This is a genomic window from Halobacterium sp. R2-5 (assembly GCF_011734195.1).
Lineage (GTDB): Archaea > Halobacteriota > Halobacteria > Halobacteriales > Halobacteriaceae > Halobacterium.
On record NZ_JAANTH010000001.1, the window covers coordinates 994549 to 1008643 of the forward strand.

16 protein-coding genes are annotated in these 14095 nt (G+C 69.5%); 7 read left to right on the forward strand and 9 right to left on the reverse strand.

Translation table 11 applies throughout. The annotated features are described in order from the left end of the window. Positions 1-4 precede the first annotated feature (4 nt). The 3 genes from G9C83_RS05365 to G9C83_RS05375 are packed head-to-tail and all read left to right on the forward strand — an operon-like array spanning position 5 to position 1069. A complete protein-coding gene (locus tag G9C83_RS05365; protein WP_167245068.1) occupies positions 5-187 on the forward strand; it encodes a hypothetical protein in 183 nt (60 codons plus the stop codon). Between the two features lie 38 nt (positions 188-225). Further along, positions 226-603 carry a hypothetical protein gene (locus G9C83_RS05370; RefSeq protein ID WP_167245069.1) on the forward strand — a complete coding sequence of 126 codons (378 nt, stop codon included), beginning with the start codon at positions 226-228 and terminating at the stop codon, positions 601-603. 40 nt (positions 604-643) lie between these two features. After that, on the forward strand, positions 644-1069 hold the full coding sequence (locus G9C83_RS05375) for a hypothetical protein (RefSeq protein WP_167245070.1): 426 nt from the start codon (positions 644-646) through the stop codon (positions 1067-1069). Here the strand turns inward: G9C83_RS05375 and rad50 are convergent. The 3 genes from rad50 to G9C83_RS05390 all read right to left on the reverse strand — a co-directional run bounded on the left by rad50 (position 1066) and on the right by G9C83_RS05390 (position 5256). Then, the gene (rad50, locus tag G9C83_RS05380; RefSeq protein WP_167245071.1) at positions 1066-3729 is read right to left on the reverse strand and encodes a DNA double-strand break repair ATPase Rad50; all 2664 of its coding nucleotides are present in this window, start codon (positions 3727-3729) and stop codon (positions 1066-1068) included. The genes G9C83_RS05375 and rad50 overlap by 4 nt on opposite strands. Continuing rightward, positions 3726-4898, reverse strand: a complete 1173-nt coding sequence (gene mre11 / locus G9C83_RS16010; RefSeq protein ID WP_167245072.1) for a DNA double-strand break repair protein Mre11 — start codon at positions 4896-4898, stop codon at positions 3726-3728. Before mre11 ends, rad50 begins: the two co-directional genes overlap by 4 nt. 115 nt (positions 4899-5013) lie before the next feature. Beyond that, positions 5014-5256 (reverse strand): helix-turn-helix domain-containing protein, encoded by a 243-nt coding sequence (locus tag G9C83_RS05390; protein ID WP_167245073.1) that lies wholly within the window; start codon positions 5254-5256, stop codon positions 5014-5016. 126 nt (positions 5257-5382) lie between these two features. Here G9C83_RS05390 and G9C83_RS05395 point away from each other — a divergent pair, with 126 nt between their 5' ends. Together G9C83_RS05395 and G9C83_RS05400 are read left to right on the forward strand one after the other, a co-directional pair. Beyond that, entirely contained in the window at positions 5383-6597 is a 1215-nt protein-coding gene (locus G9C83_RS05395) for a proteasome-activating nucleotidase (RefSeq protein WP_167245074.1), read from the forward strand. A 103-nt stretch (positions 6598-6700) separates the two neighbouring features. Continuing rightward, the gene (locus tag G9C83_RS05400) at positions 6701-8017 is read left to right on the forward strand and encodes an MFS transporter (RefSeq protein WP_167245075.1); all 1317 of its coding nucleotides are present in this window, start codon (positions 6701-6703) and stop codon (positions 8015-8017) included. Here G9C83_RS05400 and G9C83_RS05405 read toward each other — a convergent pair whose 3' ends face one another. Together G9C83_RS05405 and G9C83_RS05410 are read right to left on the reverse strand one after the other, a co-directional pair. Next, complete coding sequence (locus tag G9C83_RS05405) at positions 8018-8155, reverse strand: hypothetical protein (RefSeq protein ID WP_167245076.1); 138 nt, start codon at positions 8153-8155, stop codon at positions 8018-8020. Positions 8156-8193: 38 nt separating this feature from the next. Beyond that, positions 8194-8388 (reverse strand): DUF5800 family protein, encoded by a 195-nt coding sequence (locus G9C83_RS05410; protein ID WP_167245077.1) that lies wholly within the window; start codon positions 8386-8388, stop codon positions 8194-8196. Positions 8389-8484: 96 nt separating this feature from the next. On the opposite strand from G9C83_RS05410, the gene G9C83_RS05415 reads away from it, so the two are divergent. Next, positions 8485-9330 (forward strand): acyltransferase, encoded by an 846-nt coding sequence (locus G9C83_RS05415; protein WP_167245078.1) that lies wholly within the window; start codon positions 8485-8487, stop codon positions 9328-9330. Between the two features lie 104 nt (positions 9331-9434). Here G9C83_RS05415 and G9C83_RS05420 read toward each other — a convergent pair whose 3' ends face one another. After that, the gene (locus G9C83_RS05420; RefSeq protein ID WP_167245079.1) at positions 9435-10502 is read right to left on the reverse strand and encodes a hemolysin family protein; all 1068 of its coding nucleotides are present in this window, start codon (positions 10500-10502) and stop codon (positions 9435-9437) included. A 94-nt stretch (positions 10503-10596) separates the two neighbouring features. Here G9C83_RS05420 and G9C83_RS05425 point away from each other — a divergent pair, with 94 nt between their 5' ends. Then, on the forward strand, positions 10597-11778 hold the full coding sequence (locus G9C83_RS05425) for a redox-regulated ATPase YchF (protein WP_167245080.1): 1182 nt from the start codon (positions 10597-10599) through the stop codon (positions 11776-11778). 30 nt (positions 11779-11808) lie between these two features. Here G9C83_RS05425 and G9C83_RS05430 read toward each other — a convergent pair whose 3' ends face one another. The 3 genes from G9C83_RS05430 to G9C83_RS05440 all read right to left on the reverse strand — a co-directional run bounded on the left by G9C83_RS05430 (position 11809) and on the right by G9C83_RS05440 (position 14036). Next, positions 11809-12234 (reverse strand): hypothetical protein, encoded by a 426-nt coding sequence (locus tag G9C83_RS05430; RefSeq protein ID WP_167245081.1) that lies wholly within the window; start codon positions 12232-12234, stop codon positions 11809-11811. 119 nt (positions 12235-12353) lie between these two features. Continuing rightward, the gene (locus tag G9C83_RS05435; protein WP_167245082.1) at positions 12354-13136 is read right to left on the reverse strand and encodes a class I SAM-dependent methyltransferase; all 783 of its coding nucleotides are present in this window, start codon (positions 13134-13136) and stop codon (positions 12354-12356) included. A 48-nt stretch (positions 13137-13184) separates the two neighbouring features. Further along, positions 13185-14036, reverse strand: a complete 852-nt coding sequence (locus G9C83_RS05440; protein WP_167245083.1) for a UbiA family prenyltransferase — start codon at positions 14034-14036, stop codon at positions 13185-13187. Between the last annotated feature and the right edge of the window lie 59 nt (positions 14037-14095).

Sequence of the window (14095 nt, forward strand, 5' to 3'; positions counted from 1 at the left end):
AGACGTGACTGACCACGCAGCGGGTGACGCGCACCGCAACGACGTCTCGCAGCTGCCCGAAGCAGCAGACGCCCGAGAGACAGTCGAGTCCTACGACACAGAGGACGGCGTCGTATTCTACGACGCCGACAATCCGCTCGCGTGGCTCAAAGCCACGAACGCGACGTCGCTGGGCGACGTGCTCTGATAGGCAACGCTTTTCTCCGCCACCGCCGTTTTCCGCACGTGTTCGACGAAGAGGACGCGGACGGCGACCACGACTTCCTCGACGAGGAACCCAGCGAGGCCGAACAGGAGCTCGCGCCCGAGGTCGACGTCCCGTCCGTCGACGCGCCCACGGTCCCCGACGGCTCGGACGCACCGGCTCCGCTCCGCCGGAAGTTCTGGACGCTCGTCGCCACGTTCAACGTCGCGCTGCTCGCCGTCAGTCTCGGCCTGATGTTCGTCGCGTTCCGCGGCCGCTGGCAGTACGGCGGCGCCGCAGTGATTCTCGGCCTCGTGCTGTTCGCGTTCGGCTACCGCCGCTACCAGCGCTACACCAGCGAGGACGCCGACGAGACGAGCGACGACGGGGACAGCGACACCAGCGACGGCGACGACTGAGCCCGGAAGGCCTAACGCCCCGGAACCGCTCGTTTCCCACATGCGCACGGTCCGCGACGGCGACGGCCGCCGCTACCTCCTCCTCAAACAGAGCAGCGACAGCAGCCTCGTCCGCGACCCCGAGACCGGCGACGAGCGCCACGTCCCCAACGACGACCTCGAACCCGCGGACGGCGAGGGGCCGCTGGACGCGCTCGCGAGTGCGGTTCCCGAGCCCGCGCGCCGCGTCGTCACCGCCTGCCACGACGACTGGCACCTCGGGCTGCTCGTCCACCTCGCAGACGGCGGGCCGCTCGCCGCCCGCGAACTGCTCGGCGCGTCCGACGCCTGCGAGAGCGACCTCGTCGGCGCCGTCACCGAACTCCGCGCCGCCGGCCTCGTCGAGGAAGCGACGGTCAACGGCGAGCGCGGCTACCGGCTCACGGAACTGGGGAGCGAGGGAATCGAAGACCTCCGCGGGGATTAGTCTGCGAGCGCTTCCTCGGGGTCCCGGACCACGCGCGAGCGGTTCGACGTCGCGTCTTTCTCCACGCGTACCACGTCGTCGGCGGCGTCCACGAGCTCGTCGTCGTGGCTCACCACGACGATCTGCTCGACGCCCATGCGGCGCATCTGCTCGACGAGCTCCACGAGCTGGGAGACGTGCCCGGAGTCGAGGAACACCGTGGGCTCGTCGAGGATGAGCGGCGGGAGCGGCGCCTCGCCGTCGATGCCCTCCGCGAGCAGCCGGTAGATGGCACAACGCAGGCTGAGGTTGAACAGCGCGCGCTCGCCTCCGGAGAGCTGCTCGGGTTCGAGGGGCTCGCCGTCCTTCTGGTAGACAGTGAGCTCGTAGTCCCCCGAGAGCTCGATGCGGGCGTACGAGTCGTTCTGGTAGACCAATTCGAACGTCTCGTTCAGCAGCCGTTCGAGCTTCGCGACGTTCTGCTGGCGGAGCTCCGCGCGCAGGTCGCCGTACATCGATTCCAGCTCCGAGACCTCCTCGTGAATCTCCCGGAGCTCGTCGAGACGCGCGGCCACCGTCTCGCGCTGGTCGCGGAGCTCTTCTAACTCCTCGATGGCGTTCTCCGCGGCGCCAATCTTCCCCTGTAAGTCGTCGCGGCGCTCGCGGAGGTCCTCCAGCTCGGGCTCGACCTGTTCGAGGTAGTCCTCCGCGCGCTGCTTGTCCTCCTTCGCCGCCTCGATGCGGTCCTCGTCGAACTCCGCTTCGAGGGTCTGCTTGCGCTCGCGGAGGTCGCCGAGCCTGTCCCGGCGCTCGTCGTTCCGGTCGTCGAGGTCCGCGCGCTTCTCCGCCAGCTGGTCGGCGGACTCGCGGTGGCTGGCGGCTTCGTCCAGCACGTCCGCGAGGTCGTCGAGGCGCTCGATGCGCTCCTTCAGCGCGGACTGCTCGGCGTTCAGCTCCGCGAGCGCCTCGCGCTTGTCCTCGGCCTGCTCGCGCTTCGATTCCGCCTCTTCGCGGGCGTCCTCGGCCTCGGCTTCGAGGTCGTCGGCTTCCTCGCGCTTCTCCGCCGCCGCCGCTCTGGCTTCGCTCGCGGCATTCTCGCGGTCGTCGCGGCGCTCGACGGCGCGCTCGCGGTCGCGTTCGAGGTCCGCGACCTCCCGTTCGCGCTCCACGAGGTCCTCGGTGCGGTCGATGCGCGCGGTGACGTCCTCGACGTCTTCCTCGACGGTCTCCAGTTCGGCTTCGAGGTCCGCGACGCGCGCTCGGTACTCCTCGACGCCCTCGACGTGCGGCGACCCCTCGACGGGCTGGCCGCACTCGGGGCACTTCCCGGCGTCGAGTAGCTCCTCGGCCTCCTCGACGCGGTCCTCGGCGGACTGGAGGTCCGCGCGCACGCCCTCGCGTCGCTCGCGGAGGTCGTCGAGGTCCGCGTTCAGCGATTCGAGGTGCGCTTCCGCGTTCCCGAACGCGATAGGGGCGTCCTCGAAGGCCGCCTTCGCCGCCTCGATTTCCGCGTCCAGCTCCTCGATTCGCTCGACGGCCTCCTCGTGTTCGTCTTCGAGGTCGTCGGCGTCGGCTTCGAGGTCGTCGGCCTCCTCGCGGAGATTCTCGGCGCGAGTTTCGAGGTCCTCGGCGCGCTCGGCGGCGTTGTCGGCCTCCGTCGAGAGCTTCGACACCTCGGGCGCGACCTCGGAGACGCGCTCGGTCACGTCCTCGCGCTCGGCCGCGACCTCCTCGCGCTTGGCCGCGGCGGCCTCGGCGTCGGCCTCTTCGAGTCCAGTTTCCGCGACCAGCTCCTCGGCCTCGGCTTCGAGGTCGTCGGCGCGCTCGCGGTGCTCGCTGACCTCCTCGGCGAGGCCTTCGCGTTCGCTCTCGGTCTCCGCGATGGCCTCGCGGACCTCGGCTATCGTCTCCTCGACGTCTTCGAGCTCCGCGCGCTTCTCCTCGTAGGACTCCAGCACGCTCTCGGCGTCTTCGAGGGTCTCGCGGGCGGTGTCGCGCTGCTGCTCGTAGTTCTCGATGTCCTCGGTGACGTCCGCGAGCTCTGACTTCAGGTTCGCCAGTTTGTCGTGGGGGTTCTCGGCTTCCTTCGCCTCGATCTGCTCGTCGAGCTGGTCGAGCTTCCCCGCGACGTTGCTCTCGACGTCCTCCACGCCGAGCCGGGCGTCCCCGGCGCGCTGGCGGTAGTCCTCGAGCTTCCCGAGCTGGAGCAGGTCGTCGAGCATGTCTTGGCGCGTGCTCGGCGACGCGTTGATGAGCTTGTTCACCTCGCCCTGCCGGACGTACGCGCAGTTCACGAACGCCTCCGCGTCCATCCGCAGCAGGTCGCCGACGTACTCCTCGACGTCAGTGACGCCGTCGATGCTCCCCGAGGGTGTCTCCAGCGTGCAGTCCGGCGTGGACGCGCGCTCGCCCGTGTTCCGGACGCGGCGGTGAATGTGATAGTCGTTGCCCGCGTGCGTGAACCAGAGGTCGATTTCCGCCTCCTCCGCGCCGATGGTGACGATCTCGTCCAGCGTCTTGTCCAGCGCGCTCGCGCCGTACAGCGCGAAGAAGCACGCCTCCAGCAGGCTGGACTTCCCGCTGCCGTTCAGTCCGTGAATGACCGTGACCCCGCGGTCGAGGCGCACGTCGGCGTCCTCGTAGCACTTGAAGTTCTTCAGGGAGACGCGCGTGAACCTCACGAGAAGTCCTCCATGGTGGTTGCCTGCGCTCGGCCGGCCGGTTCGTCCTCGCCGTCGGTGTCTGCCTCCTCGGCCGCCTCGTCCTCGAGGACATCCTCGACGCGCCGTTTCACGCGCTCGCGGACGTTCGAGTCCGCCACGTCGAGGTCGCGGACCGTGTCGTCGATGTCGAGGCTCGCCTCGCCGAGCCCCATCTCGCGGACGCGCTCGCGGACCGCCTCGTCGGGGTCCGCGAACGACACCTCGACGTCCTCCTCGGCCTCGACCTCCCGGCGGTCGTTGACCCGGGTGAGCAGCGCGCCGCGCTCGTCCCCGAAGCGCTCGACCTCCGCGGGCGTCACGGTGTCGCCGTCGCCCTCGACGGTGACGACGACGACGGCGTCCTCGACGTCGCGCTCCCGGACGCGCTCGCGGACGTACTCGGTGCCGTCCTCCGGCCCGAGGTCGACGTCCACGAACACGAAGTCCCGCGTCTCGATTCCTTTCCGGGAGATGGCGACGTCGCCGTCGTCGAACTCCACGACGTTGTAGCCGCGGGGGTCGCGCTCGCTGGCGCTCGCGCGCTCGGTGGACCCGCAGTACGTGATCCACGTGTCGCCGACCTGCGCGGTGTCGGCGGCGTGGTTGTCGCCGAGCAGGACGGCGTCGAAGTCGACGTTCGACTCGCCGAGTACCGTATCGAGGTCCCAGTTGGCGTGCGCGAACGGCGTGAACAGGCCGTGGGAGACGAGCGCGGCGTGCTCGGCGTCCGGCTCGTCGAACTCGTAGTCGAGGGCGGGGCGCTTGGACTCGGGGACGTAGTCGAGCCCGTAGAACGCGGTGTCGCCGACGCGGCGACCGCTCTCGTCGAGGCGCTCGGCGAGTCCTAGCGTCTCGAAGAGGTCGAGCCACTGGGCGTCCCGCGTGCCCTCGTGGTTGCCGACGATGGCGAGGAACGGGATGCCGGCGTCGCGGAGCGGCCGTAGCGCGTCGATGGTGCCGAGAATGTCCCGGAGGCCGGGGCGGCGGTCGTGGTAGAGGTCGCCGGCGTGGACGACGGCGTCGACGTCCGCCTCGACGGCGTCCTCGACGACCGCCTCGAAGGCGTTGAGGAAGTCACGGCGGCGCTCGGGGGAGTGGTACTGGCGGTAGCCCAGGTGGGTGTCCCCCGTGTGGATGACGCGAACCATTGCTGTGAAACTGTAGCGCTACGCCGGATAAAGGTTCGGCGCTTCCGGGGACGAGTCGGGGGACTGCAGGACGGGAGCCGGCACAGCAGGATGGGCGCGGAGGGCGACGCCTCGCTCAGGCGAGCGTGTAGATGCGCTTGCGGGCGTCCGAGAACGAGAAGCGGGACTCGACGACGTCCTGCTCCTCGAGGCGGGTGAGCGCGTAGCGGACGGTGCGGGCGGGCAGCAGCGTCTCCTCGGCGAGCTCGCTCTGCGTGAGGGTGTCGTTGTACTCCAGCACTTTCGCGACGAGCTTCGCGCTCGGCGGCAGGTCTTCGAGTGCTTCGACCGTGTCTCCGTCCATTGCGGTGGCGCTCATACCCACCCGTACTGAATGCACTTAGATAATGCTTTCGCTATCGAAAATGCACAATGGTTATTGACAGGCCTCCGAGAATGTGGGTCACCCGAAGCCTCTTATGAACTAGCACCCTACTCAGTAGTGATGACTGAGACCGCAGAGGACGCCGAGCTGCCCTACGACGACGGCGCCTCTCTCCAGGAGAAGATCGAGGCGCTCGAGGAGCAGCTCTCCGCCCTCGAGGACGAGAACGAGGAGATGCGGGACCGCCTGCTCGACGCCAACGCAGAGAACAACAAGTACCAGCAGAAGCTCGAGCGGCTCTCCCACGAGAACAAGAAGCTCAAGCAGTCGCCGCTGTTCGTCGCCACCGTCCAGGAGCTCAACGACGAGGGCGCCATCATCAAACAGCACGGCAACAACCAGGAGGCCCTCACCGAGGTCACCGACGACCTCCGCGAGGACCTCGAGCCCGGCGCGCGCGTCGCCGTCAACAACTCTCTCTCGATCGTCGAGCGCCTCGACGACGAGGCCGACGTCCGCGCCCGCGTCATGGAAGTCGACGAGTCCCCCGACGTCGGCTACGAGGACATCGGCGGCCTCGACGACCAGCTCCGGGAGGTCCGCGAGACCGTCGAACTCCCGATGAAGGAGCCCGAGATGTTCGACACCGTCGGCATCGACCCGCCGAGCGGCGTGCTCCTGCACGGCCCGCCGGGCACCGGGAAGACCCTGATGGCGAAGGCCGTCGCCGCCCAGACCGACGCGACGTTCATCAAGATGGCCGGCAGCGAGCTCGTCCACAAGTTCATCGGCGAGGGCGCGAAGCTCGTCCGCGACCTCTTCCAGGTCGCGCGCGACCACGAGCCCGCCGTCGTCTTCATCGACGAGATCGACGCCATCGCTTCCAAGCGCACGGACTCGAAGACGTCCGGCGACGCGGAAGTCCAGCGGACGATGATGCAACTGCTCTCCGAGATGGACGGCTTCGACGAGCGCGGCGACATCCGCATCATCGCGGCGACGAACCGCTTCGACATGCTCGACCGCGCCATCCTCCGCCCCGGCCGCTTCGACCGCCTCATCGAGGTGCCGAACCCCGACGAGACCGGCCGCGAGAAGATCTTCCGCATCCACACGCGGGGCATGAACCTCTCGGAGGACGTCGACTTCACGCGCCTCGCCGCCGAGACCGACGACAAGTCCGGCGCGGACGTCGCCGCCATCTGCACGGAGGCCGGCATGTTCGCCATCCGCGACGACCGCGAGGAGATCACGATGCAGGACTTCGAGAACGCCCTGGAGAAGCTCGAACAGGACACCGACGCCAGCGCCGAACCCTCGCGCACGTTCGCGTAACGGCGTTCGCACCCTCGTTCTCTCCTCGCCGCTCCGGCTCGTAGCGTAGCCGCCGCCTTCGTTGGCCCGAGAACGTTTCCGGTTCCGTCCTGTCTGTGCGGCCGTGGCATCGACGAGCGCTGCGACGGCTGCCGACGCGGCCCCGGGAGACGCGCGTCGCGCGGTCGCCGTGGTCGTCGGCGTGGTGTTCATCGACCTGCTCGGGTTCGGCATCATCATCCCCGTCCTCCCGTTCTACGTGCGCTCGTTCGGCGTCAGCGACGTCTTCATCGGACTGCTCGCGGCGTCGTACTCGCTGGCGCAGTTCTCCGCCGCGCCCGTCCTCGGGCGCGTCTCCGACGAGCGCGGCCGCCGTCCCGTCCTGATGCTGTCGGTCGGCGTCGCGGGCGTCGCGTGGCTCGTGTTCGGCTTCGCTTCGGAAGTCGGGGACGCAGTCGGGACGACGGCCGGCCTCGCGGTGCTGTTCGGCGCGCGGCTGCTCGCTGGCGGCGCGGGCGGGAACATCTCGGCGGCGCAGGCGTACATCGCGGACGTGACGCCGCCGGAGCGCCGCGCCGGCGCGCTCGGGCTCGTCGGCGCCGCGTTCGGCCTCGGGTTCGTGTTCGGGCCCGCCGTCGGCGGTCTGCTCGCCAGCGAGACGGCGGTGTCGGCCGCACGCGCCGCTCTCCCCGCGTTCGTCCCCGTCACCCAGTTCTCGCTGCCGTGCTTCGCCGCCGCCGGCTTCTCGTTCCTCGCGCTGCTGGCCGCCGCGGTCGTGCTCGAAGAACCGGAGCGAACGCGCGGCCCCGCGGCGCGGACGACGTTCGTCGCGCAGTTCCGCTCGGCACTCGCCGACGCCGACCTCCGGCCGCTGGTCGTCTCCTTCTTCCTGACGTCGCTGGCGTTCACCGGCATCACGGTGATGTTCGTGCCGTTCGTCGCCGACTTCTTCGGCTACGGCGCGACGGAGGCCGCGATGTTCCTCGCGTACATCGGCGCGCTCGGTATCGTGAACCAGGGCGTCCTCGTCGGCGCGCTCTCCCGGCGCTTCGGCCCCCGGCGCGTCGCTCGGGCGGGCGTCGTCTCGCTGTTCCTCGCGCTGCTCGTGCTCGCGGTCTCCCCGCTCGCCGGCACGCGCGCGCTGACCGCCGACGGGCCCGCGTGGCTGACCTCTGGGTTGGTCGTGTTGCTCGCGTTCGGCGCGCTGGTGTCGTTCGGGAACGGCGCCATCACGGTCGGGCTGGCGACGCTGGTCTCCGGGGCGGCGTCGACGGACACGCAGGGGTCGTCGTTCGGCGTCACGCAGAGCGCGGGGAGCCTCGGGCGGACCGTCGGCCCGCCGCTGGCCGCCGCCGCGTACGTCGTCGTCTACTGGTCGCCGTTCGTCGCGGGCGCGCTGCTGCTGGTGCCGGTCGGCGTCCTGCTGCGGACGCGGGCGTAGCTACAGCAGCGTGAACGCCGCGTACGGCACGAGGAACAGCAGGACGGTCATCACGGCGAGGACGAGGCCGTAGCTCGCGAACGTGGCCAGCGCGGTCACCCACGAGGGGTGCTCGAAGTCGGGGAGCGCCGCGGTCATACTCGCACGTCGCGGCGCCGCGACCTAAAAGTTCGCGTCTACACGATGTCGCCGATGCGCCGGGGCTCCCCGGACAGCGACGGGTCGTCCTCCACGAGCTTGAGCACCTCGTGGTCGGTGACCTCGTGGTAGTCCTTCTGTGTGGCCTCCTCGATGAGCGTCCGCTCCATCCTGAACTCGGTGCCTTCGTAGACGACGTCGACGCCGTCGTCTTCGAACGAGAGCGCAGTCATACCCGCCGGTAGGCGACAGCCGGACAAAAGTCCGCCGTCCGACGCCCGGCGTGCGTTCTCGCGGGGTTTATTGGCGTGCGGGGTATTTGGACGGGTGTGCTCGGCCCGAACCCGATAGACGAACTCGTCGTGCCAGACGGTACCACCGTACAGGAGCACGACGTCGTGGTCGACGGCGACGTGCTCGTCGGCGGGCAGTCCACCGTCGAACTCGGGGTTCGCGGCCGCAGCGTCGTCGCGGGCGAACGGGTTTCGTTCGCGGGCGACATCGAGGCCGACGGCGACTGCCGGCTGGATATGTGGTGCGACGTCGACGGGAACGTCCTCGCCAGCGAGGACGCCTACCTCGGCGAGCGCGTCCACATTACCGGCCGGCTGGTCGTCGGCGGTGACCTCGATATCGGCGACGACGTCGACATCGAGGAGGGGTTCGAGGCCTCGGGCTGGATCGTCATCCGGAACCCGATGCCCACGATCACGTTCTTCGTCGTCTACCTCACCCACCTCCTGCAGATCGGCGAGGAGGAGGAGGCCGAGGAGCTCGCCGCCGAATTCGCCGCAGACGGCGACGCTCAGCCGCTGACGATTCCGCGCTCGGGCAGCGTCTCCGACGACGCGTGGCGGGTGTCGACGCCCGCGACCATCGGCGACGGCTGCCGGCTGCACGGGAACATCCGCGCGACCAGCATCGACGTCGGCGCGGAGAACAACATCTTCGGCAGCCTGCGTGCCCAGGACGACGTCAGCGTCGACTCGGACACGAAGATTCACGGCGACGTCACCACACGCGACGGCGACGTGCGCATCGAAGCCGACGCCACCGTCCTCGGCGACGTCTCCGGGCAGGACGTCCACGTCCACCCGGACGCCGACGTGGACGGCGTCATCCGGGCCCGCGGCGAGATGCACCTCGGCAGCCGCGCGGACCGCGACCCCGAATAGTTCAGTCGGTTTCTCGACCTGTCCCGGGCCGCCGGCTACCCGCTCGTCGGTCGCTCCCTCCTGTTCCTCGCGATTGGAAGCGCCCCGACGTGCCAGCGCGCCGATTAACTCTCGCGCTCGTCGTCGAACGGGTCCTCGACCTCGCCGGCGATGGCTTCCAGCGCGTCCGTGACCGTGACGAGCCCGACGACGCGGTCGTCCTCGTCGGTGACGAACGCCAGCTCCTGGCGTTCCGACTGGAAGCGGTCGATGGCGTCACTGACGGGTAGCGACGCCGGGAGCGTCATCGGCGGCTGGGCGACGTCCCCGAGCGTGTCCTCGCCCGACCGGAGGTCGTCGAGGTCGCGGAACACCTCCGGCAGGTAGACGATGCCGCGGAAGTCGTCCAGGGTCTCGCCGACCAGCGGGTACCGGACGTGGGGGGTCTCGCTCATCCGTTCGAGGTTCTCCTCGAGGCCGACTGCCGCCGACAGCGCGACCACGTCGTCGGCGTCGACCATCACGCTCTCGACGGGCATCTGGTCGATGTCGAGCGCGCCCAGGACTTCCTCGCGGCGCTCCCGGGAGAGGTCGGACTCGCCGAGCACGGACCCGAGGCGGTTCCGGAGGTCGGCGCGCGACTCGATGACGTCCTCCTCGGTTTCGAGCCACGCGCCCGTCATCTCGACGCCGAACAGCTTCAGCGTGGCCTTCGCGATGCCGTCGCCGAGCTTGATGATCGGCGAGATGGCGAAGTGGAACCAGTACAGCGGCCCGGCGCCGTACTTGGAGACGAACCGCGAGCGCTCCACGCCGAGGTAGGTCGGCGTCTGTTCGCCGTGCGTGAGGTGGACGAGGTTGATGATGAGGAACGCGAGGACGGCGCCGCCGCCGACCGAGGCAAGCACGGTGTTCCGGAACACCGGCTCGAAGATGGCCGCGAGCGCCGGCTCGGCGACGATACCGACCGCAATCGAGGACGCCGTGATGCCGACTTGACACGTGGTGAGGTAGAGTTCGAGGTCGTTGGTCATCTCCCACGCGCGCTCCAGGGAGGGGTTGCCGTCGACGAACTCCGCCTCGGTGAACTGGCGGGCGCGAGTCAGCGCGAACTCGATTGCGACGAAGAAGCCGTTCGCGAGAATCAGCCCGATCCCCGCGACGAGGCGGATCGTGACCTCTAGGGTGTTCATCGTCCGGTGGTTCCGCTGGACGCCGAATATCCCTTGTGGTGGCGCGGGTCGCCGGACCGAAAGCCATTCTTCCGCGCTCGCGCTACCCCGTGGTATGCTCTCTATCGCGCTTGCCGGGAAGCCGAACGCCGGCAAGTCGACGTTCTACACCGCCGCGACGCGCTCGGAGGTGGACGTCGCGAACTACCCGTTCACCACTATCGACGCGAACCGGGGCGTGACCCACGTTCGCACAGAGTGTCCGTGTCTGGAGCGCGAGGAGCGCTGCGGCCACGAGCACTGCCACGACGGCAAGCGCTACGTCCCCGTCGAACTGCTGGACGTGGCGGGCCTCGTACCGGGCGCCCACGAGGGCCGGGGCCTCGGCAACCAGTTCCTCGACGAGCTGTCGAACGCGGACGTCATCGTGAACGTCGTCGACGCGTCGGGCGCGACCGACGAGGAGGGAGAACCGGTCGAAATCGGCGAGCACGACCCCATCGAGGACATCGACTTCGTCGAGGAGGAGATGGACCTCTGGCTGGCGGGCATCGTCGAGGACAACTGGGAGAGCGTCGAGCGGGCGTCCCGGTCGCCGGGATTCGACATCGAGGAGGCCGTCACGGACATGATGACGGGCTTCGGTGCGAGCGAGTACCAGGTCGCGGGCGTCCTCCGGGACATCGACTACCCCGAGGACCCGATCCAGTGGACCGACGAGGACCGCGAGGCGCTCGCCCGAGGGGTCCGCGAACGCACGAAGCCCATCGTCGTCGTCGCGAACAAGGTCGACGTCGCGCCCGAGGAGAACGTCCAGCGACTGCTCGACCTCGACAAGCCCGTGGTTCCCGCGACCGCGCAGGGCGAGCTCGCGCTCCGCCGCGGCGTCGACGCGGGCTTCCTCGACTACGACCCCGGCGACGAGGACTTCGAGGTGACGGGCGAGGTCAGCGACGGCCAGCGCGACGCCCTCGACGACCTCCGCGAGACGATGGCCGAGTACGGCGGCACGGGCGTCCAGGCGGCGCTGAACCACGCGGTCTACGACCTGCTCGACATGGTCACCGCGTACCCCGTGCAGGACCAGTCGAAGTGGACCGACGCGAAGGGCAACGTCCTCCCCGACGCGTTCCTCTTAGAGAACGGCTCGACGCCCGTGGACCTCGCGTACGCCGTCCACTCGGACATCGGCGACGGCTACCTCCACGCGGTGAACGCCAAGACGAACCGGGAGGTCGGCGAGAGCTACGAACTGGAGGAGGGCGACGTCGTGAAGATCGTCTCCACCGCGAAGTAGCGGAACCGGTCGGGCAGTCTTCAGCCGGACTTACGACTCGTCCGGGGTGAGCGACAACCCCAGCTGGTCGCAGACGTCTTCGAGCACGGACACCACGGACTTACTCTGGGCCGATTCCGAACCCCAGTCCCACCTCAGTGAACTCAACCCGGTCGCGCCGCCGCCGACTATCACCGTCACGGACGCCCGGTCGCTGGCTTCCTGCTCGAAGACAATCGTCGTTTGGAGGTCCGAGTTCGTCCGGAGGTAGTACTGCTCCACGACGATGACTTCGAACCCGTCGCCGGCGTGTCTCAGTACGGATGTCGCGTCCCGCTCCTCCGAGTCCCCGTACAGTGACCCGCCCAGCTGTACCGTTTTCTCGTCTCTCTCGCCGGCCCGACGGAGCTCGTCGTACAGTGAGTCCGGTAGCTCTCCGACCGCCGTTCCGCGTACTTCCAGCGCCTTCCGATTCATTGCCACTGCGTTCCATCCATACTGGGGTAAAACCACCTCCCTCGTTGCGAATCGGCTCACGGAGCGGCCGAACGTTGCGAACGTTCACTCAGCGTGCCGACTGAAGAACCCGTATCCCGCTACTCGCTGGCCGACGCGACGAACGCGCCGGCGACGCGGTCGACTTCGAACGCGTCGTCGCCGGTTCTCTCGCGGAACGCGTCCTCCAGCGCGAACGCGTCCGCGCCCTCGAAGCCGGGCAGCGAGAGCAGGTACGCGACCACCGGCTCCGGCTTCGTGATGCGGAGCGTGTGCTCGACGTCCCGGCGCTCGACGTCCGAGAACGCCTCACGGAGCTGTGCGGCGCCGTTCTCCAGCGTGAACCCCGACGCGTCCGGGAGCGTCCCGTACGACTCGGCGACGTCGAACACCTCCCGCAGGTCGGCCTCGCCGTTCGCCGCGGCGTACAGCGTCCCGTCGGCCTTCAGCACGCGCCGGATTTCTCGCAGGGCCTGTTCGCGGTCGGCGTCCGTGAGGTGCGAGAGCACGAAGTGCGCCGTCACGGCGTCGAACGTGTCCTCGGGGTACGGAATCTCGCGGGCGTCGACGGCGTCGAAGTCGAACTCGCGGTCGACGTCCTCCAGGGCCTCCATCGCGTCCATCACCATCCCCGGGTAGTTGTCCGTCACCGTGACGTCCCAGCCCGCGGGAATCCGGTCGGCGTTGGCGGTCCAGAGCGCGCCGTGGCCGGCGCCCAGCGACAGCACCGTCGCATTCTCGGGCAGGTCGAACTGGTCGAACAGCCACTCGTGGACGGATTTCTCGGCGGTCGAGAAGCGCGCGTGCAAGACCTGTCGGGCGGCGAGGTTCGACGCGTCCGCGTACTGGTCGGCGAGCGCGTCGTCGTCCTGCCAGGCGTCCATGGCCGGTCTGTCGCCGCGCCCGCCCTTCAGAACACCGCTCTCGCCCGGCTACGAGAGCGGGCGGAACCACACCGCCGCGACCAGCACCGCGAGGAAGACGTAGCAGCCCCGCACGAGCAGCATCGTCGCGATAGTGGGGTCGGCGCGCGCCGCGAACGCCGCGACCACGGCGAACGCGGCCACGGCGACGACGGCGCTCGGCGGGAACACCGAGAGCGCGGCGAGCGCCGCGACGGCGACCATCGCGGCCGCCATCAGGCCGTACGCGAGCCGGCGCGCGCCCGGCTTCCCGAGCACGACGGCGACGCTGCGCTTCCCGATGGAGCTGTCGTAGTCGTAGTCCTGGGCGTCGTCGACGACCTTCACGCCGGAGAGCAACACGAGCAGCACGCCCGCGAACGCCACCGGCCGGACGGCCAGCGACCCGACCTGCGCGTAGTAGCCGCCGAGCAGCGAGACCGCGATGCCGAGCGGGTAGCCCGTCGTCGTCGTCACGGGGTTCGTGTCGAGCTGGGGCGCGTGGTGGTACGCGATGAGCCACGCGGGCACGGCGAGCGCGGCCGCGCCCGGTCCGACGAGCCACCAGAGCGCGGCGGCACACGCGAAGAACGCCACGGACGCTGCGCGGATGGCGACCCGACAGCCCGCGGCGGTGAGCGGGTGGTCGTCGTCCTCGCCGCGCACGTGGAAGTCCACGAAGCCGTCCTTCACGTGCGCCGTGTAGACAGCGAAGAACATAGCGGCGACGTGGACGCCCGCGACGCCCAGCGAGAACTCGCCGGCGAGCACGGCGCCGAACCCCGACGCCGCCAGCGGCGGCAGCATGAAGACCGGGTGGATCTGGGACGTCAGCGCCGCGGCCGTCGCGCGAGCCCCCTCGCCGTGGCGTGCCACGTGCATACACACACCAACGGCCGCGTGCCGCATAACTGTCAGGGCACGAACCACCCGGGGTCCAG

Excerpts from the sequence above, each read along its gene's own strand:
- G9C83_RS05395 (WP_167245074.1), top strand. The coding sequence starts at position 5,383 with ATGACTGAGACCGCAGAGGACGCCGAGCTGCCCTACGACGACGGCGCC.
- G9C83_RS05375 (WP_167245070.1), top strand. The coding sequence starts at position 644 with ATGCGCACGGTCCGCGACGGCGACGGCCGCCGCTACCTCCTCCTCAAA.
- G9C83_RS05425 (WP_167245080.1), top strand. The coding sequence starts at position 10,597 with ATGCTCTCTATCGCGCTTGCCGGGAAGCCGAACGCCGGCAAGTCGACG.
- G9C83_RS05440 (WP_167245083.1), bottom strand. The coding sequence starts at position 14,036 with ATGCACGTGGCACGCCACGGCGAGGGGGCTCGCGCGACGGCCGCGGCG.
- G9C83_RS05410 (WP_167245077.1), bottom strand. The coding sequence starts at position 8,388 with ATGACTGCGCTCTCGTTCGAAGACGACGGCGTCGACGTCGTCTACGAA.
- G9C83_RS05435 (WP_167245082.1), bottom strand. The coding sequence starts at position 13,136 with ATGGACGCCTGGCAGGACGACGACGCGCTCGCCGACCAGTACGCGGAC.
- G9C83_RS05405 (WP_167245076.1), bottom strand. The coding sequence starts at position 8,155 with ATGACCGCGGCGCTCCCCGACTTCGAGCACCCCTCGTGGGTGACCGCG.
- mre11 (WP_167245072.1), bottom strand. The coding sequence starts at position 4,898 with ATGGTTCGCGTCATCCACACGGGGGACACCCACCTGGGCTACCGCCAG.
- G9C83_RS05430 (WP_167245081.1), bottom strand. The coding sequence starts at position 12,234 with ATGAATCGGAAGGCGCTGGAAGTACGCGGAACGGCGGTCGGAGAGCTA.
- G9C83_RS05390 (WP_167245073.1), bottom strand. The coding sequence starts at position 5,256 with ATGAGCGCCACCGCAATGGACGGAGACACGGTCGAAGCACTCGAAGAC.
- G9C83_RS05420 (WP_167245079.1), bottom strand. The coding sequence starts at position 10,502 with ATGAACACCCTAGAGGTCACGATCCGCCTCGTCGCGGGGATCGGGCTG.